The sequence below is a fragment of the Thermus antranikianii DSM 12462 genome, from assembly GCF_000423905.1.
Taxonomy (GTDB): Bacteria; Deinococcota; Deinococci; order Deinococcales; family Thermaceae; genus Thermus; species Thermus antranikianii.
In genome coordinates, this window is the sequence record NZ_AUIW01000002.1 from 158,955 (window position 1) to 185,066 (window position 26,112).

Annotated in this window: 25 protein-coding genes; 8 read left to right on the forward strand and 17 right to left on the reverse strand. The window is 64.1% G+C overall.

The window, feature by feature from the left end; genetic code table 11:
• Positions 1 to 23: 23 nt before the first annotated feature.
• Both G584_RS0102515 and cdd read left to right on the forward strand, forming a co-directional pair.
• Complete coding sequence (locus tag G584_RS0102515) at positions 24 to 1,349, forward strand: hemolysin family protein (protein WP_028493196.1); 1,326 nt, start codon at positions 24 to 26, stop codon at positions 1,347 to 1,349.
• The gene (cdd, locus tag G584_RS0102520) at positions 1,336 to 1,704 is read left to right on the forward strand and encodes a cytidine deaminase (RefSeq protein WP_028493197.1); all 369 of its coding nucleotides are present in this window, start codon (positions 1,336 to 1,338) and stop codon (positions 1,702 to 1,704) included. The genes G584_RS0102515 and cdd overlap by 14 nt, the downstream gene beginning before the upstream one ends.
• On the opposite strand, the gene G584_RS0102525 is transcribed toward cdd, so the two are convergent.
• From G584_RS0102525 to G584_RS0102535, 3 genes are read right to left on the reverse strand one after another with little or no spacing between them, the layout of a single operon-like run.
• On the reverse strand, positions 1,701 to 2,369 hold the full coding sequence (locus G584_RS0102525) for an LEA/WHy family protein (protein ID WP_028493198.1): 669 nt from the start codon (positions 2,367 to 2,369) through the stop codon (positions 1,701 to 1,703). The two genes, cdd and G584_RS0102525, sit on opposite strands and share 4 nt — an antisense overlap.
• The gene (locus G584_RS0102530; RefSeq protein ID WP_028493199.1) at positions 2,357 to 3,211 is read right to left on the reverse strand and encodes a dihydrodipicolinate synthase family protein; all 855 of its coding nucleotides are present in this window, start codon (positions 3,209 to 3,211) and stop codon (positions 2,357 to 2,359) included. The genes G584_RS0102525 and G584_RS0102530 overlap by 13 nt, the downstream gene beginning before the upstream one ends.
• On the reverse strand, positions 3,208 to 5,139 hold the full coding sequence (locus tag G584_RS0102535; RefSeq protein WP_028493200.1) for a hypothetical protein: 1,932 nt from the start codon (positions 5,137 to 5,139) through the stop codon (positions 3,208 to 3,210). Before G584_RS0102535 ends, G584_RS0102530 begins: the two co-directional genes overlap by 4 nt.
• Before the next feature lie 17 nt (positions 5,140 to 5,156).
• Here G584_RS0102535 and sdaAB point away from each other — a divergent pair, with 17 nt between their 5' ends.
• A complete protein-coding gene (gene sdaAB / locus G584_RS0102540) occupies positions 5,157 to 5,819 on the forward strand; it encodes an L-serine ammonia-lyase, iron-sulfur-dependent subunit beta (RefSeq protein ID WP_028493201.1) in 663 nt (220 codons plus the stop codon).
• On the opposite strand, the gene G584_RS0102545 is transcribed toward sdaAB, so the two are convergent.
• Positions 5,816 to 6,799, reverse strand: coding sequence for a sensor histidine kinase (locus G584_RS0102545; protein WP_028493202.1), 984 nt, complete (start codon positions 6,797 to 6,799; stop codon positions 5,816 to 5,818). The genes sdaAB and G584_RS0102545 overlap by 4 nt on opposite strands.
• Complete coding sequence (gene lepA / locus G584_RS0102550) at positions 6,789 to 8,615, reverse strand: translation elongation factor 4 (RefSeq protein ID WP_028493203.1); 1,827 nt, start codon at positions 8,613 to 8,615, stop codon at positions 6,789 to 6,791. Before lepA ends, G584_RS0102545 begins: the two co-directional genes overlap by 11 nt.
• 138 nt (positions 8,616 to 8,753) lie before the next feature.
• Between lepA and G584_RS0102555 the strand changes: the two genes are divergently transcribed.
• From G584_RS0102555 to G584_RS0102570, 4 genes are read left to right on the forward strand one after another with little or no spacing between them, the layout of a single operon-like run.
• The gene (locus tag G584_RS0102555) at positions 8,754 to 9,872 is read left to right on the forward strand and encodes an acyl-CoA dehydrogenase family protein (RefSeq protein ID WP_028493204.1); all 1,119 of its coding nucleotides are present in this window, start codon (positions 8,754 to 8,756) and stop codon (positions 9,870 to 9,872) included.
• Complete coding sequence (locus G584_RS0102560) at positions 9,857 to 11,011, forward strand: thiolase family protein (RefSeq protein ID WP_028493205.1); 1,155 nt, start codon at positions 9,857 to 9,859, stop codon at positions 11,009 to 11,011. Before G584_RS0102555 ends, G584_RS0102560 begins: the two co-directional genes overlap by 16 nt.
• Before the next feature lie 9 nt (positions 11,012 to 11,020).
• Positions 11,021 to 11,752, forward strand: a complete 732-nt coding sequence (locus tag G584_RS0102565; RefSeq protein WP_028493206.1) for a 3-hydroxyacyl-CoA dehydrogenase — start codon at positions 11,021 to 11,023, stop codon at positions 11,750 to 11,752.
• On the forward strand, positions 11,724 to 12,557 hold the full coding sequence (locus tag G584_RS0102570) for a CoA transferase (RefSeq protein ID WP_028493207.1): 834 nt from the start codon (positions 11,724 to 11,726) through the stop codon (positions 12,555 to 12,557). The genes G584_RS0102565 and G584_RS0102570 overlap by 29 nt, the downstream gene beginning before the upstream one ends.
• Here G584_RS0102570 and G584_RS0102575 read toward each other — a convergent pair.
• From G584_RS0102575 to G584_RS0102605, 7 genes are read right to left on the reverse strand one after another with little or no spacing between them, the layout of a single operon-like run.
• Positions 12,554 to 13,309 (reverse strand): 3-hydroxybutyrate dehydrogenase, encoded by a 756-nt coding sequence (locus tag G584_RS0102575; protein WP_028493208.1) that lies wholly within the window; start codon positions 13,307 to 13,309, stop codon positions 12,554 to 12,556. The genes G584_RS0102570 and G584_RS0102575 overlap by 4 nt on opposite strands.
• The gene (locus G584_RS0102580; protein WP_051209139.1) at positions 13,290 to 14,900 is read right to left on the reverse strand and encodes an AMP-binding protein; all 1,611 of its coding nucleotides are present in this window, start codon (positions 14,898 to 14,900) and stop codon (positions 13,290 to 13,292) included. The genes G584_RS0102575 and G584_RS0102580 overlap by 20 nt, the downstream gene beginning before the upstream one ends.
• 20 nt (positions 14,901 to 14,920) lie before the next feature.
• Entirely contained in the window at positions 14,921 to 16,348 is a 1,428-nt protein-coding gene (locus G584_RS0102585) for a TRAP transporter large permease (protein WP_211218394.1), read from the reverse strand.
• Positions 16,345 to 16,851, reverse strand: coding sequence for a TRAP transporter small permease subunit (locus tag G584_RS0102590; RefSeq protein WP_038050649.1), 507 nt, complete (start codon positions 16,849 to 16,851; stop codon positions 16,345 to 16,347). The genes G584_RS0102585 and G584_RS0102590 overlap by 4 nt, the downstream gene beginning before the upstream one ends.
• Positions 16,852 to 16,881: 30 nt before the next feature.
• Entirely contained in the window at positions 16,882 to 18,024 is a 1,143-nt protein-coding gene (locus tag G584_RS12345) for a TRAP transporter substrate-binding protein DctP (protein WP_051209141.1), read from the reverse strand.
• On the reverse strand, positions 18,021 to 19,121 hold the full coding sequence (locus tag G584_RS0102600) for a zinc-binding dehydrogenase (protein ID WP_028493212.1): 1,101 nt from the start codon (positions 19,119 to 19,121) through the stop codon (positions 18,021 to 18,023). Before G584_RS0102600 ends, G584_RS12345 begins: the two co-directional genes overlap by 4 nt.
• The gene (locus G584_RS0102605) at positions 19,121 to 20,545 is read right to left on the reverse strand and encodes a CoA-acylating methylmalonate-semialdehyde dehydrogenase (protein ID WP_028493213.1); all 1,425 of its coding nucleotides are present in this window, start codon (positions 20,543 to 20,545) and stop codon (positions 19,121 to 19,123) included. The genes G584_RS0102600 and G584_RS0102605 overlap by 1 nt, the downstream gene beginning before the upstream one ends.
• A gap of 207 nt (positions 20,546 to 20,752) precedes the next feature.
• On the opposite strand from G584_RS0102605, the gene G584_RS0102610 reads away from it, so the two are divergent.
• On the forward strand, positions 20,753 to 21,691 hold the full coding sequence (locus tag G584_RS0102610; RefSeq protein ID WP_028493214.1) for a PucR family transcriptional regulator: 939 nt from the start codon (positions 20,753 to 20,755) through the stop codon (positions 21,689 to 21,691).
• 23 nt (positions 21,692 to 21,714) lie between these two features.
• On the opposite strand, the gene G584_RS0102615 is transcribed toward G584_RS0102610, so the two are convergent.
• The 5 genes from G584_RS0102615 to G584_RS0102635 are packed head-to-tail and all read right to left on the reverse strand — an operon-like array spanning position 21,715 to position 26,099.
• Entirely contained in the window at positions 21,715 to 22,419 is a 705-nt protein-coding gene (locus G584_RS0102615; RefSeq protein WP_028493215.1) for an ABC transporter ATP-binding protein, read from the reverse strand.
• Positions 22,416 to 23,141 (reverse strand): ABC transporter ATP-binding protein, encoded by a 726-nt coding sequence (locus G584_RS0102620; protein WP_028493216.1) that lies wholly within the window; start codon positions 23,139 to 23,141, stop codon positions 22,416 to 22,418. Before G584_RS0102620 ends, G584_RS0102615 begins: the two co-directional genes overlap by 4 nt.
• On the reverse strand, positions 23,134 to 24,051 hold the full coding sequence (locus tag G584_RS0102625; protein WP_028493217.1) for a branched-chain amino acid ABC transporter permease: 918 nt from the start codon (positions 24,049 to 24,051) through the stop codon (positions 23,134 to 23,136). Before G584_RS0102625 ends, G584_RS0102620 begins: the two co-directional genes overlap by 8 nt.
• Positions 24,048 to 24,905 (reverse strand): branched-chain amino acid ABC transporter permease, encoded by an 858-nt coding sequence (locus G584_RS0102630; protein WP_028493218.1) that lies wholly within the window; start codon positions 24,903 to 24,905, stop codon positions 24,048 to 24,050. The genes G584_RS0102625 and G584_RS0102630 overlap by 4 nt, the downstream gene beginning before the upstream one ends.
• Before the next feature lie 18 nt (positions 24,906 to 24,923).
• A complete protein-coding gene (locus G584_RS0102635) occupies positions 24,924 to 26,099 on the reverse strand; it encodes an ABC transporter substrate-binding protein (RefSeq protein WP_028493219.1) in 1,176 nt (391 codons plus the stop codon).
• Positions 26,100 to 26,112 lie beyond the last annotated feature (13 nt).

The window sequence follows — 26,112 nt, forward strand, 5'->3', positions numbered from 1 at the left end:
GGTGTAGAATGGCGAAAGGTGATATGGACAGACCTCCCAGTCGGTGGCTCTTCTTCCTGCCCTTCGGTTCCCTAGCCCTGGCCCAGTCCCAAGCCCCAAGCCCTGGGGACCTTTTTCTTTTGGTCCTCCTCTTGGCCTTTTCCGCCTTTTTCTCCGCCAGCGAGACCGCCTTCACCACCCTCTACCCCTGGAAGGTGCGGGAGCTGGCGGAAACCCGGGGGGGACCCTTTCGGCTCCTCGCCCAGGACATCACCCGCTTCCTCACCACCATCCTGGTGGGGAACAACCTGGTGAACATCGCCGCCACCGCCTTGGTGACGGATCTGGCCACCCGGGCCTTCGGTTCGGCCGGGGTGGGCTTGGCCACGGGGCTCATGACCTTCTTGGTGCTTTTCTTTGGGGAGATCACCCCCAAGTCCATCGCTGTGCACCATGCGGTGGCCTTGGCCCGGGTGGGGGCCTGGCCCATCTACCTCCTCTCCGTCCTTCTCTACCCCGTGGGCCGCTTTTTCAGCCTGGTCTCCGTTTTCCTGCTCAGGGTGCTGGGCCTGGAGCCTCGGGATACCCCCTTGGTGTCCGAGCAGGAGCTTAAGCTCATCCTGGCGGGGGCGGAGGAGTCCGGCACCATAGAGGCCCAGGAGGAGGAGATGATCCACTCCATCCTGGAGCTGGAGGAAACCCCTGTGCGGGAGATCATGACCCCTCGGGTGGAGATGGTGGCCATTGAGGCGGAGGCCAGCTTGGAGGACTTCCTCCACCTCTTCCGGGAGCACCGCTATAGCCGGGTTCCCGTCTACAAGGAGAACGTGGACCACATCGTGGGAGTGGCCTACGCCAAGGACCTTCTGGACTACTACTGCGAGGAAGACCTTAGGGGGCGTACGGTGGCCTCCATCGCCCATCCTCCGTACTTCGTCCCCGAGAACATGGATGCCTGGTCGCTTCTAAGGGAGCTTCGCCGGCGGAAGGTGCACATGGCCATAGTGGTGGACGAGTTTGGGGGCACGGCGGGCCTGGTCACCTTGGAGGACGTGATGGAGGAGATCGTGGGGGAGATCTATGACGAGACCGACGAGCCAGAGGACATGGCCATTCGCAGGCTTCCCGATGGCTCCTTTTCCATCCAGGCCCAAACCCCCGTGGACGAGGTTTCCAAGGCCCTGGGGGTGGAGCTGCCCGAGGGGGAGTACGACACCCTTTCCGGTTTCCTCTACGAGCAGTTCGGCCGCATCCCCGGCGTGGGGGAGAGCGTGGAGTGGCAGGGGTTCCGGTTCGTGGTGGAAAGCGCCGACCAGCGCCGGATAGAAAGGGTGCGGGTGGAGAGGTTGGTGGAGCATGGAGAGGGTTAGGGCCATCCTTAAGGCCCATGTGGAGCGAGCCTACGCTCCTTACTCCGGCTTTCCCGTGGTGGCCCTGGTGGAGGCGGAAGGGGAAAGCTTCCTTGGGGTCAATGTGGAGAACGCCTCCTTTCCCCTTTCCCAGTGCGCCGAGCGCAATGCGGTGGCCGCCATGGTCCTGGCGGGGAAGAGGCGGATAGACCGGGTGCACATCTATAGCCCCAAAGGCCCCATTCCCCCTTGCGGGGGGTGCCGCCAGGTGCTTTTGGAGTTCGGCTCCCCCGGGACCGAGGTGGTCATGCACGGGCCTGAGGGGTATGTGGTGAGGACCCTGGGGGAGCTCTTGCCCCTGGGTTTTAGGCTCTAGAGTGGTAAAACCAGGCTTTGCCGGAAAAAGCCCGGGACCTCGAGGGTGAGTTCCAGCCTTCCAGAACCCCGTTCCAAGCCAGGCCTAAAGCCCACCACCTGAAGCCGGCCCTCGCCCCGGGCGGGGAGGTCCATCTCTACGCGGAAGCTTTGGCCCAGAAGAACCAGGTTGCCCTCCACCCGGAGGGGGAAGGGGTTGGGGTTTTCCAGGAAGAAGTTCACCCCTGCCCGGCGCACCCTTGGGGGCTCCAGGGGAAAGCTTAAGCGGGTGCGGAAAAAGGTGAGGTGCTGGCCCAGGGTGGCGCCTTCCAGGGCCACCTCCACCCCTTCCTGGGAAAGGAGGGCCCTTGCGGTGGCAAGGGCTTCCCTCGGGGTTAGGCGCACCAGGAGGACCTCCTCCCTCCTTCCGGGAGGCAGGGTGAGGTCCAGGGGCACCGCCACCTCCCCCACCTTGAGCCGGGTACCGAAGGTGGAAAGGGGTAAGGGGAAGGGGTTGGGGTTGTGGAACTCCACCCTCAGGCCCAGGAGGAGGGCGGGCCCTTGGCTTATTTCCAAGCCTCGGACCTCGGCCGAGAGCAAACGGGCCTCAGGGGTCAAGGCCCTGGGGGCGCAGGCGGCCAAAAGGCCCAGGGTCAAGAGGACCGAAAGGATTCTCACAGGAGCCATCCCTCCTCCTTAAGGGCTTCCAAGACGGGCCGAAACTCCTTCCAGATAGGGCTTTCCTGGGGATAGGGAGGCCTTGGGTAACCGGCGGGTAGGCCCAGGTGCCTCATGGCCTGCTTGAGGAGGGGTACCCCACCCCTGGAAAGAAGGTTCCCCAAGGGGAATAGCCGTTTTTGCAGGGCCTGGGCTTCGCTTAGGCGGCCGGTCCGGAAGGCCTCCAGGAGGGCCCGGTAGGCCCTGGGGGCCAGGTTGGCCGCCGCCAGGATGCCTCCTTCGGCTCCCAGGACCAAAGCCCCCAGGAAGGTGGGGGCGTGGCCGGTGAAGACCCGGAAATCATCCCTCAGATGGGCCTGGTAAAAGGCCAGGCGGGTTAGGTCCCCGCTGGAGTCCTTGATTCCCGTGATCCTGGGGTGTTGGGCCAGGGTTTCCACCGCGGGAAGGGGCAGGTCCACCTTGGTGTTTTGGGGCACGTGGTAGAGGAAGATGGGCATCCTTTCCGCCAGGGCTTGGTAGTAGGCCACGAGCCCCTCGCCGAGGCTTGCGTGGTAGTAGCGGGGAGGCGTGGCCAGAACGGCCATGGCACCTGCTTCCTGGGCCTCGAGGAGGGCCCGTTCCGCTTGGGGCAGGGTTTCCTCCATGAGGCCCACCAGGAAAGGCTTCCGGGGTTTTAGGGCCCGAAGCCCCCTGGCCCGTTCCTCAGGGGTCAGGTGGACGCCTTCCCCGTTGGAGCCGTAGATGAGAAGCCCGTCCACCAAAGGTTCTAGGGCTTCGGCCAGTTCCCGAAAGGCCTCCGTGTCCAGGCGGCCTTCCCGGTCGAAGGGAGTGGGGATGGGTGGAAGGATCATGCGGGCCTCCTCAGGCTAAAGACTAACACCAGGAAGTGGAGTCCGTAGGCCAGGATCAGGAGGGTGGGTTTCTGGCCCTCCAGGAGGGCAAGGAGCCCATAGGCGGCCAGGAGGAGGAGGACAATGCCCAGGCCCGAGGAGAAGCCCAGGCTTCCCGGTACCAAGAGGCGCACCCCCAGGGCCCAGGAGGGGGGGACCGGGGTCCTGCGCCGGGGCAGGAGGAAGGTGAGGAGGTGGTAGAGGAGAAGGAGCCAGAAGCCAGCGAAGGCCCAGGGCTTCACCCCTTCAGGAAGGGAGGTGCCTAGGCGCAGGAACCCCCGGAAGGGGTCCTCCTGGAGGCGCTTTAGCTCCACCCGGAGGAGGGCCAGGTAAAGGGTGCGCAGGGTGGGACCCGGCTCCCTGGCCCCCCAGGGATCCTGCCCCAGTTGGAGGGCCGTGCGGATGGGCCCCTCGAGGGGAGCCTTACGGTAGGCTTGGGCCAGGGAGGTTTCGTCTCCCCTAAGGGCTAGGGCGAAGGGCAAAGCGGCTTCCCGCAGGAGGCCTTGGGCCTCCTTGGGGGCCTCCGAAAGGAGGGCGTAGCCCAGAAGGGCCTTGACCTCAGGGGTGGGGGGTAGGGTGCGGAGCCAGTCCTGGGCTTTTTGCGTGCGGAGGGTGCCTTGGTCCAAGGGGGGGGCGAAGAGTTCTTTTCGCACCTGGGCGTCCAGTCCCTGGAGGAGGAGGCCCAGGCTGAGGGCCAGGAAGAGGACCAGGGCCAACACCCGTTCCCCCAGGCTGGCGTAGGCCAGGTGAAGGTGCCTAAGGCGCAGGAGGGGGTGCCGCCAGAACCCACCCAGATAGCCACCGATGGGCTTCAGGTCCTTTAGCTGGGCGGGCAAGTAGTAGAGGAAGAGGTAAAGCATGAGGCCGAGGTAGGCCAGGCCCAGGGTCCAGAGGGCCATGGGAAGCAGGGAAAGCCTGGGGGGAAGCCAGGCGCGCAGGATCTTTCCCGCCTCGGAGAAGGTCAGGGCCTGGGCGGGGTGGCCCTGGGTCTCCAGGTACTGAGCAGTCTCCTGGAAAAAAGCCAAGGAACCTGGGAAGAGAGGGGTGTAGCGGAGGAGAGCTTTGGCCAGGAGAAGGGCCTTTTCGGGGTCCTTCTTCTGCAGAAGGCGGGAGGCCTCCGCCATGCGGGCCACTCCCGGTTGGCCGAAGAAGAGTTCCGGCCTATGGCCCCGGGCCAGGAGGTCCTGGCCGTAGGCTTCCAGGTCCTCCGGGGTGAGGGTGGCGGGGTCCAGGGTCCAGTAGGCGAAGTAGGGCCAGGGCTTCGGGGGGTTGAGGGCTTCCAGGAGGGAGCCTAGGACCTTTAGGTCCTCCTCCTTGCCTTCAAAGGGCACCCGGGGGAAGGGGATGGGCAGGACCCAGTCCCCCTCGAGGAGGGCTTCGGGGCCCGGCCTAAGGGCCAGGATGCGGGCCGGGGCAAAGTGGAAGGAGAGGGTTTTCTCCTTCGCGCTGGTTTCCACCACCAAAAGCCCCTGGGCCACGTACACCTTATCCCCTTGGACCAAAGGCCCCAGCCAACCCCCCGGGGGTAGGGGCAGGAGGCCCCAGGGGAGCTTGAGCCCTTCCCGGGTCAGCTCGGGGGTGGCGGGGGCAAGGGCGGTGAAGCGGGCTTCCAAGGCACCGGCGGGCAGGGAAAGGCGGATGCGGTACTCCCCGGGGGCCTTGGGGTGTAGCTCCAGCTGGAACCTTCCCTCCTGGGCCTCCACCTCCAGGGTTTCCTGCCCCTCAGGACCCTCCAGCACCAAGGGAAAGCGCCCCTCGGGCAGGTCCCGCCCCTCCAGGACCACGGGCCTTCCCGCCTGGACTTCCTTCGGGACCACCAGGCTTTGGCCTAAAACCGGGAGTCCCAGGGCCAAGAGGAAGCCGATGGCCCGGGTCAGGAACGCGCGCATGGGGTTATTCTACAGGCATGGGTCTACTGGACATGATCGGCCCGGTGATGGTGGGGCCTTCCTCCAGCCACACCGCCGGGGCTTGCCGCCTGGCCCTTCTGGCCCGGCACCTTTTGGGGGAAAGGCCCAGGCGGGTGGAGTTTGGCCTGCACGGCTCCTTTGCCAAGACGGGAAAGGGCCACGGCACCCACCTGGCCCTGGTGGCGGGGATTTTGGGCTTCACCCCCGACGATGAAAGGCTTAAGGAAAGCCTTTCCCTGGCGGAAAAGGAAGGCCTCGAGGTGGCCTTTAAGGCAGTGGAGCTAGGGGATGTGCACCCCAACACCGTGCGTATGGTCCTGGAGGGGGAGAAGGAGCGCATCACCGTGACGGGAAGCTCCCTGGGAGGCGGACTGGTGCGCATTTTTGACCTGGATGGCTTCGAGGTGCGCATCACCGGAGCCGCCCCCACCCTGGTGATCCGCAACGTGGACACCCCGGGGGTGGTGGCCCGGGTAGCCCGCATCCTGGCCGATGATGAGGTGAACATCGCCTACCTCACGGTGAGCCGCAAGAAGCGGGGCGGGGAGGCCATGATGAGCCTCGAGGTGGACCGTCCCCTTCCCGAGGTTCCCTTGAGGTACCTGGAGCACCTCTCCTACATCCTCTGGGTGCGGCAGATTCCCCCGGTTACGGACTAAAGCTCCTTAGCCGAGGGGAGTTCCAGGCGCAAACACGCCCCGCCCAAGGGAGTTTTGCAGGTCAGAAGCCTTCCCCCGTGGGCCTCGGCCACCCGCTTGGCGGTGTAGAGGCCAAGCCCCGCGCTTCCCCGGTTCGAGCCTCCTTGGCGGAAGGGCTGGGCCAAGGCCTCCAGGGGCAAGGGAAGCCCTTCCCCGTCATCCTCCACCTGCAAGGCCCCTTCCTCCACCCGGATGCGCACCTGGGTTTTGGCGTGCCGCAGGGCGTTGTCCAGAAGGTTGGCCAGGGCCCTTTCCAAAAGGAGCCGCTCCCCCCGGGCGAGACCCGCCCCCTCCACCGTGAGGCCAAGCCCCCGCCTTCCCGCTTCCTCCCGGTAACGCAAAAGGAGATCCTCGGCCAAGGCCCTTAGGTTCAGGGTTTCCCGCTGGGGGGTACGGGTCTCCAGGCGGGAGAGGGCCAGGAGGTTTTCCACAAGAAGGTGGGCCTGGAAGAGCTCCCGCCTCAAGGCCAGAAGGAGTTCCACCCGCTTTTCCCTTCCCAGGTGGTCCGCCTTTTCCAGGTACTCCAGGGCCCGGATGGCGGAAAGCAGGGGGGTTTTCAGGTCGTGGGCCAGGGCCCCGTAGAAGGCTTCCCGGGCCTCCATAAGGCGCTGGAGGCGTTGAAGAAGCTCCCCGAAGCGGGCGCGGAGCAGGGTGATCTCCATAGGGGGAGGCTCCTTGGGGGCGGGTAGCCTGAGCTCGTTCACCGGGCCCTCCCTGACGGAGAGGTAGGCCAGGGCGCGGGTGAGCTCCTCGAGGGGCCTGAGGAGGCTTCGGGCCAGGAAGTACCCCACCGCCCCGGAAACCAGGCCGATGAGGAGAAGCCAAAGCACCAAGGGCAACCAGGGACCCTCCCCCATGAGGCCCAGGGTGAGGGCCAGGACCAGGTTGGGCAGAAAAGCCAGAAGGGCGATAACCAGGGCGAGCCTTGTCCTAAGACTCATCCCGTCCCGCCGAGAGCACCGCCAGGAAGGCCTCCTGGGGCACCTCCACCTTGCCGATGGCCTTGAGCCGTTTCTTCCCCTCCTTTTGCTTTTCCAGAAGCTTCTTCTTCCGGGTCACGTCCCCGCCGTAGCACTTGGCCAGCACATCCTTGCGCAGGGCCTTCACCGTGGCCCGGGCGATGATCTTGCCCCCGATGGCCGCCTGGATGGGCACCTCAAAAAGCTGACGGGGGATGACCTCCGCCAGCTTGTCCACGATGGCCCGGGCCATGGCGTAGGCCTTGTCCCTGTGGGCGATGAAGGTGAGGGCGTCCACGGGCTCCCCGTGCACCAGCACGTTGACCTTGACCAGGTCCCCGGGCTGGTAGCCTATCTGCTCATAGTCCATGGAGGCATAGCCCCGGGAGAGGCTTTTCAGGCGGTCGTGGAAGTCGTAGAGGATCTCGGCAAAGGGCACCTCGTAGACCAGCTCCACCCGTTTGGTTTCCCCGGGAAGGTAGCTCATGTTCACCAGGCGGCCCCGTTTTTCCTGTACAAGTTGCATAATGGACCCCACGTATTCCTCGGGGGTGAAGACGGTGAGCCTCGCGTAGGGCTCGAGGATCTCCTCGATCTTTGTGGGGTCGGGGAGGTCGGCGGGGTTTGGCACCTCCCTCTCCTCCCCGTTTTTCAGGCGCACCCTGTAGACCACGCTGGGGGCGGTGGCGATGAGCTCCAGGCCAAACTCCCGCTCCAAGCGCTCCTGCACGATTTCCGCATGGAGAAGTCCCAGGAAGCCGCAGCGAAAACCGAAGCCCAAGGCGGTGGAGGTTTCCGGCTCAAAGGAAAGGGCGGCGTCGTTGAGCTTGAGCTTTTCCAGGGCATCCCTAAGCCTTCCGTAGTCCCCGGAGTCCACGGGGTAGAGGCCGGCGAAGACCACGGGTTTGGCGGGGCGGAAGCCGGGGTAGGGGGCGTCGGTGGGCCTATGGGCGTGGGTGATGGTGTCCCCCACCTGCACGTCGTGGATGTCCCGGATGGCGGCCACCAGCCAGCCCACCTCCCCTGCGGTAAGCTCCTCTACGGGGATGAGTCCCTGGGGGGTGAAGACCCCCACCTTGTCCACGGTGAACTCCTTGCCGGTGGAGTAGATGCGGATCCGGTCCCCCGGGCGCACCCGGCCCTCAAAGAGGCGGAGGTAGGGGATGACCCCCTGGTAGGCGTCGTAAAGGGAGTCGAAGATGAGGGCCTTAAGGGGAGCTTCCGGGTCGCCCTTGGGGGGTGGGATGCGTTTTACGATGGCCTCGAGGATCTCCTCCACGCCTTCCCCCGTCTTCCCCGAGGCGAAGATGGCCTCGTCGGCGGGGAGGCCCAGCACCTCCTCCACCTCGAGGGCCACCTCCAGGGGCCTGGCGTTGGGAAGGTCGATCTTGTTGATGACGGGGATCATCACATGGCCGTGCTCCAGGGCCATGTAGAACTTGGCCAGGGTTTCCGCCTCCACTCCTTGGCTGGCATCCACCACCAGAAGGACCCCTTCCACTGCCGCCAAGGCCCGGGATACCTCGTAGGTGAAGTCCACGTGGCCCGGGGTGTCGATCAGGTTGAAGATATAGGTTTCCCCGTCCTTGGCCCGGTACTCCACCCGCACGGCGCTGGCCTTGATGGTGATGCCCCGCTCGCGCTCCAGCTCCAGGGAGTCCAGAAACTGCTCCCGCATCTCCCGCTCGCTCACCGCATGGGTCAGCTGCAGGATGCGGTCGGCCAGGGTGGACTTCCCGTGGTCCACATGGGCGATGATGGAGAAGTTGCGGATGCGCTTGTCATCCATCCTTCTCATCGTCCAGGGTGGAGGGGGCAAAGTCAAGCTGGCCTCCCGCTGGTTGGGGCGCCATGGATAGGATGGCGCGTGTCCCTGAGAAAGTGAAGGTCCTTGCTCCGGGGTTTTGGACCGGGTAAACTTTTGCCGGGGGTTCCCGTGGACCTGGAGAAATCCATTCGGGAGCTGGCCCGGCGCTTTGCCCGGGAACGCGTCCTGCCCCAGGCCAGGCAACTGGACCAGGAGGCCCGGTTCCCCTGGCCCCTGTTTCGGGAGGCGGCAGGGCTTGGTTTTCCGGTACTCCTGGTCCCGGAGGAACTGGGCGGGGCTGGCCTTGGGCCCAGGAGCCTGGTCCTGGTGGCGGAGGAACTGGCCTATGCCTGCACCGGGGTGGCGGCGGCCTTGCTCCTCAACAACTTGGTGGCGGACGCCCTTCTTCTCTCGGGAAGTGCCCACGCCCGAAGCTTTCTACCCCGGCTCAGGGAGGAGGTGGCCTCCTACGCCCTCACCGAGCCCCACGCGGGCTCGGATGTGGCCGCCATCCGCACCCGGGCGGAAAGGGTGCCGGGCGGATACCGCCTCTATGGGCGCAAAACCTGGATCAGCCACGCCCCGGAGGCCTCCTTTTTCGTGGTCTTTGCCAAGGTGGCGGAGGGCCGGGAGGGGATCGCCGCCTTCCTGGTGGAGCGGGGGATGGGGGTGGAGGTGGGGCCACCTTTGCCCAAGCTGGGGCAGAAGGCCTCCCCGGCGGCGGAGGTGTACCTGGACGGCGTCCTGGTGCCCGAGGAGGGCTTGATCGCCCGGGAGGGGTTTGCCCTGGCCATGCGGGTGTTCAACCGATCTCGGCCCATGGTGGCGGCCCTGGCGGTGGGGCTATTGTGGAGGGCCTTGGACGAGGCCCTGGCCTATGCTGCCATGCGGGAGGCTTTCGGCAGGCCTATTCTGGAGCACCAGGGGGTGGGGTTTAAGCTGGCGGAGATGCACATGGACCTGGAGGCCGCCCGCCTCCTCACCCTGAAGGCTGCCGAACTGGCGGAACGGGGGGAGGAGAACGCCTTGGAGGCAGCCACGGCCAAGGCCTTTGCCGCCGACGCCGCCGTGCAGGGGGTGTCGGAGGCCCTCCAGGTCTTTGGCGGAAACGGCTACAGCGAGGAGTATCCCTTGGCCAAACTGTACCGCGATGCCAAGGTGCTCCAGATCTATGAGGGAACCTCCGAGATCCAAAGGCTCATCATCCTGCGGGAGCTGGTAAGGAGGCGGATATGGGAGAGCCCGTGATCCTCGAGGCGGTACGCACCCCCATCGGCAAGAGGAATGGAGCCTTGCGGGAGTGGCGGCCCGATGCCCTTTACGCCCAGGTCTTGGACGCCCTCCTGGAGCGGACGGGTATCGACCCTGGGCTCATCGGGGATGTGGTCACGGGTTGCGTGACCCAAGCCGGGGAACAGGGGGCCAACATAGGACGGCTTGCCGTCCTCCTTTCCCGCCTACCCCAGGAGGTTCCTGCGGTAAGCCTAAACCGCATGTGCGGCTCCAGCCAGCAGGCTGTGCACTTCGCCGCCCAGGCCATCGCTGCCGGCGACCTAGACTTTGCCATTGCCGGCGGGGTGGAGAGCATGACCCGATCCCCCATGTTCTCCGATATCGGGGGAGGCTTCCACACCTTGAATCCAGCGCTTTTTCAGCGGTACGAGCTCGTCCACCAAGGGGAAAGCGCGGAGCGCATCGCAAAGAAGTATGGCCTTTGCCGGGAGGAGCTGGACGAGTGGGGCTATCTCTCCCACAGGCGGGCGGCCCGGGCCATCCAGGAGGGGCGCTTCCGGAGCCAGATCCTTCCCCTGGAGGGGGTGGATGGGGAGGGAAGGCCTTTCCTGCTGGACCGCGACGAAGGGGTGCGTTTCGACGTGGACTACGAGCGGATGCTGGCCTTGAAGCCCGTCTTCCGGGAGGACGGGGTGGTGACCGCTGGCAACTCCAGCCAGGTTTCCGACGGGGCGGCGGCCCTGCTCCTGGGGGATAGGGAAAAGGCCTTGGCCTTGGGCCTTCGCCCCCGGGCCCGTTTCCTTGCCCGGGTGGTGGTGGCGGGGGATCCCACCCTGCAACTATTGGAGGTGATCCCCGCCACCAAAAAGGCCCTGGAGAAGGCGGGGCTTTCCCTTAAGGACCTGGACGTCATCGAGATCAACGAGGCCTTCGCCAGCGTGGTTCTGGCCTTCCTGCGGGAGTTTGGCCCCGACCCGGAGAAGGTGAACCCCAACGGCGGGGCCATCGCCCACGGGCACCCCTTGGGGGCCACGGGGGCCATCCTCATGACTAAACTCCTTTACGAGCTGGAGCGCACCGGGGGGGAGTTTGGCCTGCAGGTGATGTGCATCGGCCACGGGCAGGCCACGGCCACCATCATCCAGAGGATCTAGGGGTGGACCATGGAAAGAAGCGCTTTGGTGACGGGTGGGGCCTCGGGGCTCGGAAGGGCTACGGCCTTGGCCTTAAGGGATAGGGGCTACAGGGTGGTGGTCTTGGACCTCAGGCGGGGGGAGGATCCGGGCCTGGTTTACCTGGAAGGGGATGTGACCCGGGAGGAGGATGCCAGGCGGGCGGTGGAGCTTGCGGCCTCCCAGGCTCCCCTTTTCGCGGTGGTCAATGCCGCGGGCATCGGTTTGGCCCGCAAGGTTCTGGGGCGCGAAGGTCCCCACGATTTGGAGGGCTTCCGCAAGGTGGTGGAGGTGAACCTCATCGGTACCTTTAACGTCTTGCGCCTTGCGGCTTGGGCCATGCGGGAGAACCCTCCCGATGCCGAGGGGCAGCGGGGGGTGGTGGTGAACACCGCCAGCGTGGCGGCTTTTGAGGGCCAGGTGGGCCAGGCGGCCTACGCGGCCAGCAAGGGGGGCGTGGTGGGCCTCACCCTCCCCGTGGCCCGGGAGCTTGCGGACTGGGGCATCCGGGTGGTGACCATCGCCCCGGGCCTCTTCGATACCCCCCTCCTTCAGGGGCTTCCTGAAAAGGCCAAGGCCTCGCTGGCCGAACAGGTGCCCTTTCCCAAGCGCCTGGGCCGGCCGGAGGAGTACGCCCTATTGGTCCTCCACATCCTGGAAAACCCCATGCTGAACGGGGAGGTGATCCGCCTGGATGGCGCCTTGCGCATGGCCCCCAGGTAGGGTTCTGGATCTCACCCGGCTTCTTCCCGGGCCCTTGGCGGGCAAGCTCCTTGCGGATCTGGGCTTTCCCGTCTTCAAGGTGGAGCCCCCTCGAGGGGACCCCCTCAGGGACTGGGCCCCGGAGGCCTACCGCTTCTTGAACGGGAAAAAGGAGATCCTGACCCTGGACCTGAAGAGGAGGGAGGATCGGGAACGTTTCCTGGCCTTGGTTCCCGAGGCCGCCATCCTCCTCGAGGCCAACCGCCCCGGGGTCATGGAGCGGCTGGGCCTCGGGCCTGAGGTGCTCCTTGGGATCAACCCCCACCTGGTCTATGCCCGGCTTCGGGGCTACCCGGATGCCCCAGACCCCGGCCACGACCTCACCTACCTGGCGGAGGCGGGGCTTCTCGGGCGCTTTCCCTGGAGGTCCTTCCAGTTCGCCGACCTGGCCGGGGCCTATGCCCTGGCTCTTACGGCCTTGAAGGGGCTGCTTCTTGGAGGTGGGGTATACGAGGTGGCCCTCTCCGAGGCGGTGAAGGCCATGGCCTATCCCCCCATTCCCTTCCTGGATGGCTCCGCCCTGTGCTATGGGATTTACCCCACCCGGGAGGGGGAGGTGGCCCTGGCGGCTTTGGAGCCCCATTTCTGGGCCCGGTTTTGCGAGGAGTCGGGCCTTAGGGAGCTTCTTCCCTCGGCTTTCGATCCGGCTAGGCCCGGCCTTCCACCCTACGAGCGGCTCCTGGCCTTCTTCCAAGGGAGGACCGCTCAGGAATGGGAGGCCTGGGCCAAGGAGAAGGGGATTCCCCTGCGGGCGGTGCGGGGCTAGCGGGCGGTCCAGCCCAGGTCGATGGGGAAGACGGCCCCCGTGATGGCCGAGGCCTTTTCCGAGGCCAGGAAGAGGGCCAAGGCCGCCACCTCCTCGGGTTCGATGAGGCGCTTGATGGCCGCTTGGGCCAGGAAGACCTTTTCCACCACCTCGCTTTCAGGGATGGAAAGGGTGCGGGCCTGGTCGGCGATCTGCTTCTCCACCAGGGGAGTGCGCACGTAGGCGGGGGCGATGGCGTTCACGGTGATGCCGTAGGGACCCGCCTCAAGGGCCACGGTCTTGGTGAGGCCCAAGAGGCCGTGCTTGGCGGAGATGTAGGCGGACTTGTAGGGGCTGGCCACCAGGCCGTGGATGCTGGCGATGTTGAGGATCCGCCCCCAGCCCTTGGCCTTCATCCCCGGGAGAAGGGCCTTGATGAGCTGGAAAGGGGCAGTGAGCATCACCTGGATCATCCTTTGCCAGGTTTCCAGGGGAAACTCCTCCACCGGGTCGATGTGCTGGAAGCCTGCGTTGTTTACCAGGATGTCCACGCCGTACTGGGCCGCTTGTTTCCCGAGTTCCTCCACGGCTTGAGGATCGGCCAGGTCCGCCTGCAGGAAGATCCCGCCGAGCTCCTTAGCCAAGGCCGAGGCATCTTGGAGATCGTGGACCAGGACCCTGGCTCCCTCCTGGGCGAAGGCCCGGGCCAGAGCTAAGCCGATGCCGCTTGCTGCGCCGGTGATCAGGACCCTCTTACCCTGAAACTTCTCCATTCTTCTTTGCCTCCTGAGCCAGGGTCCGTAGACGGAAGCGCTGGATTTTACCCGTGGGGGTCAGGGGAAGTTCCTCCACAAAGCGAACCTCGCGGGGATAGGCATGGTGGCCTACCTTGGACCGAACCAGGGTTTTTAGCTCTTCAGTAAGGCCTGGGCTAGGCAGATAACCTGGGCGGAGCTTTACGAAGGCCACCACTTTTTCGCCCCTTTCCGGATCGGGTAGCCCTACGACTCCCACCATGGCCACCCCCGGATGGGTCAAGAGCACCTCCTCCACCTCAAATGGGCTTATCCGATATCCTGCGGACTTGATGAGGTCGTCCTTCCGGCCCTTAAACCACAGATATCCCTCGTCGTCCACGGTCGCTAGGTCCCCGGTGAGAAGGTAAGGTCCTAGGAATTTGGCCTGGGTGGCCTCGGGGTTTTTCCAGTAGCCGAGGAAAGCCACGGGGTCTGGGGTTTTGAGGGCTATCTCTCCTAGTTCTCCCGGTTCTGCTAGGCTCCCGTCCTCACGCAGTACCACCACCTCGTGGCCGGGATAGGGCAGGCCCATGGACCCGGGACGGATGGGGTAGATGGAAAAGGAGTTGCCCACCAGGAGGTTGGCTTCGGTCTGGCCATAGAACTCGTTGACCGGAAGTCCCAGGTTCTCCTGTGCCCAGGCCTGGAGTTCCTCCCCTAGGGGCTCACCTCCAGAATGGATGCTCCTGAGGCGTAACCGCTTCCCCCTAATGGCCCCGAGGCTTCGCAGCATCTTCAGGGCTGTGGGAAAGAGGAAGGTATGGGTGACTCCAAAGTGCTCCATGAGCCATAGCGCCTCCTCAGGGTCAAAGCGCTTGGCCCTATAGGCGATCACCGTAAAGCCATAGTATAGGGCAGGGAAGAGGACATCCATGAGGCCGCCCATCCAGGCCCAGTCAGCCGGAGACCAGTAGGTGGCAGGGCGTCGGGGAAAGTTAGAGTAAAGGTAGAAACCGGGGAAGTGGCCGATCAAAGTGCCATGGGGTAGCAAAGCCCCCTTAGGTTTGCCCGTTGTGCCTGAGGTGTAGATGAGGATGGCGGGGTCGCTGGGCTGGGTAGGATGGGGCTTGGGATCCGGTATTGCCTTCTCGGCCAAGGTCCATAGAGCTTCTTTAGGGATGATTTTCACGCCGTCGGGAATGGCCCCCTCCAGCGGCTCGAGGGCCTCCCTATCTGCCAGGAGCACCCTAGCTTCTCCATGTTCTAGCCGGTAGCGGACGGCCTCGCTGCCAAAGAGGACCGAAAGGGGAAGGGCAATGGCTCCGATGCGGTAGGTGGCCAGATGAGCTAGAGCGGCTTCAAGGCCCTGTGGGAAGAGGATTGCTACTCGGTCTCCAGGGGATACCCCGTAAGCCCGGAGGACCACTGCCCACTTCATGGAAAGAAGGCTTAGCTGGGCGTAGGTTGCTTTCCGTCCCCCCGGTTCTAAAAGGGCGAGGTCTCCAGGTTTTACCTTTGCCCAGCGGTCTACTGTATCCGTAGCTAGGTTAAACCAGCGGGGGCTGGGCCAGCGAAAAGTTGCGAGGAGGTCTTTTCTGTCCAGCTTCTTGAGCCGAAGCCGCCTCATGGGGATCCCCCCTTTCGGGTCTAGCTCCATAGACCTAGAATTTTTGGCAACCAGAGAACAATCTCAGGAAAAAAGCCTATGAGAATGACTCCTAGGAGCTGGAGGAGGATAAAGGGGACGACGCCCCGGTAGATATCCCAGGTGGTGACTTCTGGGGGAGCAATGCCTTTCAGGTAGAAGATGGTGTACGCGAAGGGCGGGGTTAGGAAGGAGGTTTGCATGGTAACGATCAGGAGCATAGAGAACCAGAGAAGATCCAGACCCAAGGCTTTCGCTATGGGGATGAAAAGGGGAACAGTGATCATGACAATACCGATCCAGTCCACGAACATACCCAGAATGAAGACGACGGCCAGCATTACGAGAATCACAGCCCACGTGGGGAGATCCAGCCCCGCTACCAAGTGGGCTACTGCATCGCCTCCCCGAAGGCGGACGAAGATGGCGCTTAGGAACCCTGCTCCGATCAGAACCATGTAGACCATGGCGCTGATCCGCACGGCGCGGTAGGCTGCCTCAAATAGGCTTCTTAGGGTGAGCTTTTTATAGACTAGGGCCAGGAGAAGGGATCCAAAAGCCCCAAGGGCTGCTGCTTCCGTAGGAGCGGCTAGCCCGAAGAAGATCGAGCCCAAGACAGCAAGGATCAGGAGACCCACGGGAAGGATGGAAACAGCAGCATCCGTTATCTTTTTCGTCCAGGGAATGGGCTCACCCTTATAAGCAGGTCCCTCCTCGGGGCGAAGGTGGCATAGGAGGGAAACGTAAAGCACGTATAGGCCAGAAAGGAGAAGGCCTGCAGGTATGGCTGCAAGGAACAAGGCTCCAATGGATACCCCGGCAGTGGGGCCGTAGACGACCAGCATGATGCTAGGGGGAATGAGGATGCCCAGCGCTCCCCCAGCGCATATAACTCCTGTCGTCAAGGGTTTACTGTAGCCATATTTCAGCATCTGCGGTAGGGCCAGGATGCCGATGGCCACCACCGAGGCTCCCACGACCCCTGTGGCGGCAGCAAAGATGGTGGCCGCGAGGACTGTGGCGATGGCGAGGCCCCCGCGGATATGGCCTACCCATTCTAGGACGGTCCGGTACAGTTGACTGGCGATGCCCGTTTGCTCGATCACCACCCCCATGAACACGAATAAGGGGATAGCGATGAGAATATAGTCCTGCAGTACTTGGAACAGCCTAAGCATGAATATGTTGCCTACAAAAGGGCCGATTAGAGCCAGCCCGTAGAGGGTGGCAACACCAGCTAAGGCAAAGGCAATGGGAAAACCAAGGATAATGGCCCCGATCACGGAGAGGAGCATGAGCCCCACCAAGGCTTCTGAGGACAGATCGCCTCCTCGGAACCAAGCGAGGGCAGGGCCCAACAGCACCAAGATCAGGAGAAGAAGGGTCAGGCCAAGGGGCAAGGTCAGGAATCTTTCGCGGGCAGGACTCATACTTCTTCCCCCCGAAGGGCCAGGATCAGGACCCGAAGGAACTGGGCAAGGGACTGGAGGGCTAGCAGGAACATGCCCACCATGACCCAGGTTTTGAAGGGGTAAATGGGCGGGAGCCAGGTTCCAGCAGTGTAGCGCTCGCCTATTCGCCAGGAGTTTAGCACATGCCCTGGCATTGGGGAAAGGAGGACGTAGAGGAAGGGAAAGAGGAGGACTAGGTAGAGGAGGGCCTCGACCGTTGCGGCCCACCGGGGAGGCAGGTAATGGGACAACAGATCCACCCGCACGTGTTCGCCGCGCTGCAGAACGTGCCCCAGGGAGAGGACCATGAAAAGGCTTGTGAGCATGTAGCTCATGTCGTAGCTCCACAAGGTGGGACTTTTAAAGAGGTACCGCATCCCTACTTCGTAAGTCAGGGTGAGTACAAGAAGAACCATGAAGATGGAGGAGAAACGGCTAAGGCTGGCGTTAATGAGGTCTATTGCTCTAAGAAGCTTAACCATGGCCACCTCTTTCCCTTCCTTGCCGCCGAGCTATATCACCCTATAGGGCTGGGGCACGCGGTGCGCTTCCCGGACGGGGATGGGGGTCATCAGCTCATCGTAAGCAGCGTAGCGCCGATGGTAGCTTAAGGCCGAATCCAGAACCTGCTTGAAGAAGGGATTCGCCTCAGCCTGCTTCTTTAGGTACTCCATGGCCACCTTGTAGATTTCCCATTGGGTCTGTCGCTCCACAAATACCTGCTGGTTGCCACGCCGCTTGAAGAAGTCTATGTACTCCATGCTCTTGTGCAAATCGTAGGTTAAGCTCCAAAGGGTGGTCGCTCTAGCAGCTTCTTCCACAATCGCCTTCAGGTCGGTGGGTAGCCGTTCCCAGGCACTTTTGTTGATGACAAGTTCGAAGAGCACGGTGGGTTGGTGCATTCCTGGTCCGGTGAAGTAGCGAGCCACCTCGTGGAACCGGAGGAGGTAGTCGGTGTAGGGGGTGTTGAACTCCGTGGCGTCTATTACGCGGCGCTCCATGGCGGTATAGAGCTCGGCAGCCGGTAGGGTTACCACTGCCACCCCAAGCCCGCGGAGGATTTCCCCCCAAATCCCAGGTGCACGGTACTTTAGGCCCCGCCAGTCCTCTAGCTTCCGGAGAGGCTTGTGGGCCCAGGCCACTATCTCCGCATGGGTGATCCCACAGGGCAGTACCTTCACATTGAGACGCAGGTCGTCGTAGATCTTCTGCCAAAGCTGGAGGCCGCCACCTTCGTAAACCCAGGCCAAGTGGGAGAGGGGAGTGAAGAGGAAGGGGATAGAAGCGAAGAATGCGGCGGCAGGATTTCGCCCTATCCAGTAGGCGCTCCAGCTGTGCATGGCCTGGACCACTCCAGAGTGGGCGGCGTCTAGGACCTCGAAGGCCCCGACGATGGCACCGCTCGGCTGGACATCCACGACCATCCGGCCACCGCTCATTTCCTCCACCTTCTTAGCCCAGTACTGGGCCATGTGGTGGAGGTGAATGGTGGCAGGCCAGGATGTGGCCATGGTCCAACGCACCTCAGGGCGCCTTTGGGCTACTGCTTGGCCGCCTAGGGTGGCAGCACCTAAAGCGACGCCTGCCTTCAGGAAAGTCCGCCGATCTGTAAGAATCCCATTTGCCGCCTTCTTGGTTACCGCTTGCTTTTTCATGCTTCACCTCCCATCGTCACCACCGCCCGGCCCACGATCTCCCCCTTGTCCAGCCGTCGGTAGGCCAGGTCGGCTTCCTCCAAAGTGAAGCGATCGGTAACCTCTGCACCCACCCCCACGATGCCGGCTTGCGCCAGCTTGAGGAGGATGGGCATGTCCTTACGGGGCTTGGCCCCGTAGGAGCCTAGGATCTTGAGCTTGCGCCGGACCAAGCGGGTGATTTCCACCCCAGCCTCCATCCCTTGAGGGGCAATGCCCACGGGTACCATCCTTCCCCCATCCCGGAGGAGGTTTAGGGCCAAACGGAAGGTTTCCGGTCTTCCTAAGGCCTCGAAGGCCACGTCTACCCCTCGCCCGCCCGTCAGGTCCAGGATGGCTTGGGGAGCTTCCTCTGGGGTGAAGGCGTGGGTGGCGCCAAGGCTCTTCGCCTTAGCAAGTTTTTCGGGTCTGAGGTCTATGGCCACCACAGGGTAAGCGCCGAAAGCCCGGGCGATTTGGACGATCCCTAAACCCACCCCGCCAGTGGCCACCACGGCCACCGACTCTCCACCCTCGAGGCCAGCGGTTTTCACCGCACCATAGGCGGTGAAGAGGGCACAGCCGAGGATGGCCGCATCCTCCAAGGCAATGCCTTCAGGCAGGGGGAAGACATCCGTGGCGGGAACCACGGCATACTCCGCTAGGCCACCCATGGAGTACATCCATAGGGGCGTCCCGTCCTTGCGGAAGAGCCGCGTGGCGCCGTCGTAGAGCACGCCCCTGAGGCGGTTAAAGCTGAAGAAGCGCTCGCAGAGGTCCTCCTCTCCCCGAACGCAGTAGGGGCACTGGCCGCAAGGCATGATGAAGCTGGAGACTACCTTTTCACCCACCTTTAGGCCCTCCACTCCCGGGCCTAAAGCGGCCACCGTACCCGAGATCTCGTGTCCTAGTACGCAAGGGGTAGGGAAGGCTACTTCTCCTTTGATCACATGGAGATCCGTGTGGCATACCCCGCAGGCTGCTACCCGTACCAGTACCTCCCCGGCTTTGGGTTCGGGAATAGGAACCTCCTCTATCCTCAAGGGTTCCCCCACCCGCTCCAATACCGCAGCCCGCATCACCATCTTTCCACCACCACCTTCCTTTGGGTGTAGAAGAGGAAGGCGTCGGGGCCGTGGGGGTGTAGGTCGCCGAAGAAGGAATTGCGCCATCCGGAGAAGGGGTAGAAGGCAAAGGGCTGGGCCACGCCCACGTTGATCCCCACCATGCCCGCCTGGACCCTTTCCCTAAACTCCCGGGCCACCCGGCCGCTTTGGGTGAAGATGGTGGCCATGTTGCCATAGGGCACGGCGTTGGCCTGGGCGATGGCCTCTTCCAGGTCCTGGGCGTAGGAGACGGAGAGCACGGGGCCGAAGATCTCCTCCCGCCCCACCACCATGCGGGGGGAGACCCGGTCCAGCACCGTGGGCCCCAGGAAGAAGCCTTTGCCCTCGATCCCCCGGCCGTCCAGGGCCAGCCTGGCCCCCTCCTCCAGGCCCTTTTGGATGTACCCCACCACCCGTTTCCGGTGCTCCTCCCGGATCAGGGGACCCACCTGGACCCCCTCCTCCCATCCCGGACCCACCTTGAGCCTGCGGGCGCTCTCCACAATCCTCTCCAAGAGTTCGGGGCCAACGCCCCCCACCCCTACGGCCACGCTCCCTGCCAGGCACCTTTCCCCGGCGTTGCCGAAGGCGGAGTTGAGGATCGCGGGGATGGCCTGGTCCAGATTGGCGTCGGGCATCACCACCAGGTGGTTCTTGGCTCCCCCGGCCGCCGAGACCCTCTTGCCGTGCTGGGCGGCCAGCTGGTAGATCCTCCGGGCCACGGGCTCGGAGCCCACGAACTGCACCGCCTTCACCTCCGGGTGGCTCACCAGGGCCTCCGCTGCCTCCTGGGCCCCGTGGACCAGGTTGAGGACCCCCTCGGGGAAGCCCGCCTCCAGGAAGAGCTCCGCCAGGCGCACCGCCCCCAAGGGGGTTCTCTCCGAGGGCTTGAGCACAAAGGTGTTCCCCGCCACCACGGCGATGGGGAACATCCACAAGGGGATCATCACCGGGAAGTTGAAGGGGGGGATCCCGGCTACCACCCCCAAGGGGTAGTGGAAGAGGTTCTGGTCCACCCCGCCCGTGACCTCCCGCAGGGTGCGGCCCTGAAGGAGGGTGGGAGCGCTGCAGGCGAAGTCCACCACCTCGATGCCCCGGCGCACCTCCCCGCGGGCCTCCTCCAGGGTCTTGCCGTGGTGGAGGGTGACCAGGTGGGCCAGGTCCTCAAAGTGCTTCTCCAGAAGTTCCTTGAAGCGGAACATGAGGCGGACCCGCTCCATGAGGGGGGTGCGGCTCCACACCTCAAAGGCTCTCTGGGCCGCAGCCACCGCCCGGTCCACCTCCTCCTTCCCCGAAAGGGGAACCTCCTCGATCACCTCCCCGGTGGCAGGGTTGTACACGGGCAACGTGGGGCGGGAAACCTCCTGCCACTCAGCACCGATTAGGTTCTTGACCATTCCCTCCTCCTTGGGGTCAACGGCTCTAGGTTTCGTGTTTAAGCGTAAAGGTGGGGTCAAGCCTCGTCTACTGTGACTTCATCCAAGGTAGGGCCCGGGGGTTTTGTGTTAGACCTCAAGTGGAAGGTCCCTGTATACTAGGGAGACGCCGAGGAGGGGAAAGGCATGGGTGCCCTTCACCGGACTCTTTGGTCCTGGGCTGAAACTATGGCCTGGCACTATGCCCAGGAAATCCCTGATTACGCCCGGCTGGATACGCGCATCCTCGAGCGGGATGTGGCTGTAGTTTCCTTTGAGTACTTGCGGGCCCTCGAGGAGGGCGGGAACGTGGAGGACCTGGCCTTGGCGGTGGGCCAGCGCCGGCGGAGCCAAGGCGTGTCCCTCCCGGCCCTGCTCCGGGCTTACCGCCTTTGGGCCAAAGATGCCCTCGAGGCTCTAAAGGACTCGACGCCAAACCGCTTGGCGGAGCTGGCCCCCCGGGTGGTGGAACTTCTGGACCGGGTAAGCGAGGCCTCGGCTCAGGGATACCGCTTGGCCCTGGAGGGTAGGCTTCCCCGTGGATCGGTTGTGGGCATTGGGGTGGGGTTTGCCGATGCCGGGGCCATGGCCCTGGCCCCGCGCCACTTAAGCCTCCCCTCCGAGGCCATGTTCTACGAGCAAAGCCCCTTCGGTGCCCTTCTTTTTTTGGCTGCACCCTTGGCCGAGGTAGAGCAGGAGCTTAGGGGCTTAGCCCGCAAGTGCCAGGCGGTGCTTTGGGTAGAGGAAGGGACGGATGCCTCAAGGGTCGGGGCGGACCTGGAGGAGGCCTTGGCCCTGGGTAGTCGCTTGCGGTTGCCGCCCGGCCTCTACCCAACCCGCTATTTGTGGCCCTTGGCCATTGCCTTGGATTCGCCCAAGGGAAGGGAGCGGCTATTGAGGCTCCTGGCTCCCCTCGAGCTCCATCCAGAGCTTTTGGCTACCCTGGAGGTCTATTTGCAGTCGGGGTTTTCCCTCAAGAAGACGGCTCATCGCCTTGGCCTCCATCCCAACTCTGTTCTCTATAGGCTTCATCGCGCCGAAGAGCTGACTGGCCTTCACCTGGGTCGGGCGGAGGATTTGTGTCTGGTGAGCATGGCCTTGTACCTGTATCGTGCGGTGGGAGACTAGCGAACTGCGGCTTTGATGCGGCCTTACAAGCTTAGGTAAGCCTCCCGGATCCGGGGGTCCTCCAGCACCGCACGGGCTGGGCCGTGGAGCACGATGCGCCCGTGTTCCACCACATAGGCCCTGGCCGCCACCTCCAGGGAAAGGGCCACATTCTGTTCCACCAGCAAAATCCCCACCCCCTCTTCCGCCACCCGGTTGAGGGTTCTGAGCACCTCCTCGGCCAGCCGGGGTGCCAGGCCTAAGGAGGGTTCGTCCACCAGGAGGATTCTCGGGAAGCCCATGAGGGCGCGGGCGATGGCCAGCATTTGCTGTTCCCCGCCGGAGAGGGTGCCGGCAAGCTGCCTCCTTCGCTCCGCAAGCCGGGGAAAGAGGGCGTAGACCCGCTCAAAACCCTCTTTTTCCCGGCCAGGGGCCAGGAAGGCCGCTCCCAGGCGGAGGTTTTCCTCCACGGTCATCAGGGGAAAGAGCTGCCTGCCTTCAGGCACGTGGCCGAGCCCCAGCTTGGCTCTTTTGGCGGGGGAAAGGTCCGCGAGGTCCTTCCCATCCCAGAGGATCCTGCCCCGCCAGGGGCGGATCAGGCCGGAAATGGTCCGGAGCAGGGTGGTCTTGCCCGCCCCGTTGGCCCCTAGGAGGGCCACCAGTTCCCCTTCGCGCACCTCGAGGTCCATGCCGAAGAGCACCTGGGCCTTGCCATAGCCGGTTTCTAGGCCTTCTACCCTGAGCTTCATGCTCCCCTCCCCAGGTAGGCCTCCCGTACCCTCTGGTCCTGGGCTACCTTCTGGTAGGTTCCCTCGGCGATCACCTCGCCGTAGTCCAGAACCACCACCCGGTCGGCCAAAGCGCGCACCACGGGCATGAGATGCTCGATGAATAGGATGCTGACCCCGGCGTCGCGGATCCGCCGCACCAGGGCCACGGCTTCTTCGGCTTCCTTGGGGCGCAAGCCGGCCATGACCTCATCCAGGAGGAGCACCCTAGGCCGGGTGGCCAGGGCCCGGGCCAGCTCGAGCCGCTTGTCCTCTAGAAGGGTGAGCTCCCCGGCCAAAGCCTCCGCCCGGCGCTCCAATCCCGTGAGGCGCAGCACCTCCTCCACCCAGGCCTCCGCCTCTTTCTGTCGCACCTGGGGTTTGCCAAAGCGCGCCCCCACCAGCAGGTTCTCCCGCACGGTGAGCTCGGGGAGGGGCTGCACGATCTGGAAGGCCCGTCCGAGACCCAGGTGGGTGCGGGCCTCCGGGGGGAGATGGGTGATGTCCTGCCCTTGGAATAGGATCCGGCCCGAGTCGGGCCTTAGTAGGCCTGAAAGAAGGTTCAAGAGGGTGCTTTTTCCGGCTCCGTTGGGGCCGATGACCGCCAGGATTTCCCCTTCTTCCAGGTGAAGGCTCACCTCCTTAAGGGCCTGTAGCCCCAGGAAGCGTTTGCTCACCCTTATGACTTCCAGAACCTTACCCACGGCGCCTCCCCAAAACGCCCACCAGGCCGCGGGGCAGGAAGAGGATGACCAGGATGAGGATGGCTCCGTAGACCACCAGGTATCCCTCCTGGATCCAAAGCCTGAGGGCCTGCTCGAGGCTTACCAAGGCCACGCCGCCCAGCAGGGGCCCCAAGGTGGTGTAAAGCCCGCCGAAGATGGGGATAACCAGGGCTTCCACGGCTCTTGCCAGGCTGAAGGCGTCATAAGGGGAGAGGAAGAGGGTTTTCATCCCATAGACGCCGCCAGCGAGCCCGGCCACAACACTTCCCAAGAACAGGGACCAGAGCTTTACCCGCACCACCTGCACGCCCAGGACCCGGGCCACCGCCTCCGATTGCCGGGTAGCCGCCTGGGCAAGGCGGAATGGGCTCCTTTCCGCCCAAAGGCTTAGGGCTGTGGCCAGGAGGAGTACGCTGAAGCCCAGGTAATAAGCGGCCAAAGGCCAATTCCCTCCAAAGGGGGGCAGGACCGGAAGGCCGATGGGTCCGCCGGTAAAGGGGAGTTTCAGGGCCAGGGTGCGGAGCACCTCGCTAAAGGCCAGGCTGGCCATGGCGAAGTACAGGCCGTGGAGGCGCAAGGTTACCCACCCCAGGACCAGGGCCCCAGCCCCCGCTGCCAGGGCTCCCAGGCAAAGGGCGGGGAGCGTGCCCACCTGGGGGGCCAAGAGCCCGGCTCCATACGCTCCTAAACCGAAGAAGGCACCGTGGGCCAAGGAAAGCTGGCCGGTGCGGGCCACCAGGTCCCAGGAGAGGGCCAATGCGGTAAAGAGGAGGACGAAAAAACCCACGTCCAGGAGGAAGGCCCGCCAGATCCCTAAGGGAAGGTAGGGTAGCAAGGCGAAGAAGAGCAGGAAGAGGAGGATCAGGGTGGGGTGGCCGAAACCCTTCATGCCTCCCTCCAGGCCCGGCCCACCAGGGCGAGGAAGAGTACCAAAAAGAAGACCGCCTCCACGAGCCCTCCGCCTCCCGGTAGATAGGTGCTCACCAAGGCCTCGGCCAGGGCCAGAACAAAACTGGCGGGCACCACCCCCTTGAGGTTGCCAAGCCCGGCCAGGGCCACGATGGCGAAGGATTTGAGGGTAAAGGTGAAGCCCACGGTGGGGCTGGCGTACAGCATCACCGAGAGCATGACCCCAGCTACCCCGGCCAAGGCAGCGGCCAGGCCGAAGGCCAGGAGGTAGACCCTTTCCGCCTCGATCCCCAGAAGCCCGGGGGCTAGGCGGTTTTGGGCCACGGCCCGCATGGCCAGGCCTAGCCGGCTTCGGGTGAGGAAGACCTGGAGCAGCAAGAGGGTGGCGAGGGAGAGCAAAAAGGCCCCCAGGGGTACGGCTCCCAGGAAGAAGGGGCCCAGGGAGAGGGTGGTCGCTTGGTAGGGTGGGGCCACCACCCGGGTGTCGGCGCCGAAAAGGAGGAGGGCTAGGTTTTGCAGGAGGATGGCCAGCCCGAAGGTGAGGAGCATTTGGTTGAGTTCCGGGGCCCTTAGCACCGGCCGGATCAGGCCTTGGTAGGCCAGGCCTCCCACCAAAAAGGCAGCCAGGAAGGCGAGGCCCAAGGAGAGGAGGGGGTCCACCCCCCGGAAGGCGAAGAGGAGGTAGGAGAGGAAGGCCCCCATCATCAAAAACTCCCCGTGGGCGAAGTTAACGATCCCCACCACCCCCAAGGAGAGGGCTAATCCCGTGGCCACCAAGGCGTAGATCCCGCTCATGAGGAGGCCGTTCAGGAGGGTTTGCAGCAGGAGCTCCATGGTCTTCCCGCCAACTCCTTATCTCAGGTAGTACTCCCCGGGGTAGCGCAAGGGCCTTGTGGCCACTTCCTTGGGGAACACAGGCCGGCGGCTTCCCTGCAGGTACTGGAACTGGAACCAGATCTCCGGACCAAACCCCTGGTACTTGGTGCGGCCCGTGTCCGAGGGCTTAAAGGATAGAGGGCCGAAGGGGGTGTTCATCTTGAGGCTGGCCAGGGCCTCGGCGATGCGGTTCTTGTCGGCGCTACCTGCCTTTTCCGCCGCCAGGGCCAGGCTCTTGACAATGGTGTAGCCCATGGGGGCCATGTATTCCTCCGTGACCTCCCCGTACTTCTTGCGGTAGGCGTCCACGAAGCGACGGGACTCGGGATTGGCCACCGTGGGCAACCAGGCGGTCATGCCGGCGATGTCATTGGAAAGCGGGTTCTTTTCGAAACCGATGGGCCAGGAGGGCGGGGCGCCGTAGATGAGCTTGGGCCTGAGCCCCACCTGCCTTGCCTGGGTGGCGATGGGCAGGGCATCCACGTCGTACCCGATCCAATAGAGAATGTCCGGGGCGAAGGCCCGGAAGCGGGTGAGGATGGCGGTGAACTGGCCGCTTCCCGCCTTGAAGGGTTCCGCCTGGACCTGGTAGCCCAGTTTTTCCAGCTGCTGTTTGTAGACCCCGATGCCCGCAGAACCAAAGGGCCCATCCTCGTAGAGGATGGCCACCTTTCTTGCCCCGTGCTCCCGGTTTAGGTACTGGAAGAACTGCAGGGCGGCGGCCACGTTGTGGTAGTCCCAGGGGTGGTAGTGGAAGAGGAGGGGGTACCCCTCGAAGGCCTGCTCCACCACGGAGCTGGCAGCCCCGATGGCCAAGAAGAGGGGCCCGTACTGCTTCACGGGGCCGGAAAGGGCAAAGGTGACGCCGCTAGCCAGGCCTCCGATCACGATGTCCACCTTGTCCACGGTCATGAGCTTGGTGAAGGCGGGGACGGCTTTGGCCGTATCGGTGCCGTCATCCACCACCACCAGCTCCAACCGGACCTTGCCGGCGGTGTTCACCTCGTCGGCGGCCAGCTGGATGCCGTTCAGCGCTGCCTTGCCCGAAACCGCCGAAGCCCCGGAGAGGGGCAGGATGACCCCCACCTTCAGGGAGGTCTGGGCAAAGGCCAGACCTGTCACGAGAGCCAGAAATCCCAACACCTTTCGCATCCCGTACCTCCTT

Coding starts and splice junctions, on each gene's coding strand:
- G584_RS0102515 (WP_028493196.1), top strand. CDS start 24: ATGGACAGACCTCCCAGTCGGTGGCTCTTCTTCCTGCCCTTCGGTTCC.
- cdd (WP_028493197.1), top strand. CDS start 1,336: ATGGAGAGGGTTAGGGCCATCCTTAAGGCCCATGTGGAGCGAGCCTAC.
- G584_RS0102525 (WP_028493198.1), bottom strand. CDS start 2,369: ATGGCTCCTGTGAGAATCCTTTCGGTCCTCTTGACCCTGGGCCTTTTG.
- G584_RS0102530 (WP_028493199.1), bottom strand. CDS start 3,211: ATGATCCTTCCACCCATCCCCACTCCCTTCGACCGGGAAGGCCGCCTG.
- G584_RS0102535 (WP_028493200.1), bottom strand. CDS start 5,139: ATGCGCGCGTTCCTGACCCGGGCCATCGGCTTCCTCTTGGCCCTGGGA.
- sdaAB (WP_028493201.1), top strand. CDS start 5,157: ATGGGTCTACTGGACATGATCGGCCCGGTGATGGTGGGGCCTTCCTCC.
- G584_RS0102545 (WP_028493202.1), bottom strand. CDS start 6,799: ATGAGTCTTAGGACAAGGCTCGCCCTGGTTATCGCCCTTCTGGCTTTT.
- lepA (WP_028493203.1), bottom strand. CDS start 8,615: ATGAGAAGGATGGATGACAAGCGCATCCGCAACTTCTCCATCATCGCC.
- G584_RS0102560 (WP_028493205.1), top strand. CDS start 9,857: ATGGGAGAGCCCGTGATCCTCGAGGCGGTACGCACCCCCATCGGCAAG.
- G584_RS0102565 (WP_028493206.1), top strand. CDS start 11,021: ATGGAAAGAAGCGCTTTGGTGACGGGTGGGGCCTCGGGGCTCGGAAGG.
- G584_RS0102570 (WP_028493207.1), top strand. CDS start 11,724: ATGGCGCCTTGCGCATGGCCCCCAGGTAGGGTTCTGGATCTCACCCGG.
- G584_RS0102575 (WP_028493208.1), bottom strand. CDS start 13,309: ATGGAGAAGTTTCAGGGTAAGAGGGTCCTGATCACCGGCGCAGCAAGC.
- G584_RS0102580 (WP_051209139.1), bottom strand. CDS start 14,900: ATGAGGCGGCTTCGGCTCAAGAAGCTGGACAGAAAAGACCTCCTCGCA.
- G584_RS0102585 (WP_211218394.1), bottom strand. CDS start 16,348: ATGAGTCCTGCCCGCGAAAGATTCCTGACCTTGCCCCTTGGCCTGACC.
- G584_RS0102590 (WP_038050649.1), bottom strand. CDS start 16,851: ATGGTTAAGCTTCTTAGAGCAATAGACCTCATTAACGCCAGCCTTAGC.
- G584_RS12345 (WP_051209141.1), bottom strand. CDS start 18,024: ATGAAAAAGCAAGCGGTAACCAAGAAGGCGGCAAATGGGATTCTTACA.
- G584_RS0102600 (WP_028493212.1), bottom strand. CDS start 19,121: ATGCGGGCTGCGGTATTGGAGCGGGTGGGGGAACCCTTGAGGATAGAG.
- G584_RS0102605 (WP_028493213.1), bottom strand. CDS start 20,545: ATGGTCAAGAACCTAATCGGTGCTGAGTGGCAGGAGGTTTCCCGCCCC.
- G584_RS0102610 (WP_028493214.1), top strand. CDS start 20,753: ATGGCCTGGCACTATGCCCAGGAAATCCCTGATTACGCCCGGCTGGAT.
- G584_RS0102615 (WP_028493215.1), bottom strand. CDS start 22,419: ATGAAGCTCAGGGTAGAAGGCCTAGAAACCGGCTATGGCAAGGCCCAG.
- G584_RS0102625 (WP_028493217.1), bottom strand. CDS start 24,051: ATGAAGGGTTTCGGCCACCCCACCCTGATCCTCCTCTTCCTGCTCTTC.
- G584_RS0102630 (WP_028493218.1), bottom strand. CDS start 24,905: ATGGAGCTCCTGCTGCAAACCCTCCTGAACGGCCTCCTCATGAGCGGG.
- G584_RS0102635 (WP_028493219.1), bottom strand. CDS start 26,099: ATGCGAAAGGTGTTGGGATTTCTGGCTCTCGTGACAGGTCTGGCCTTT.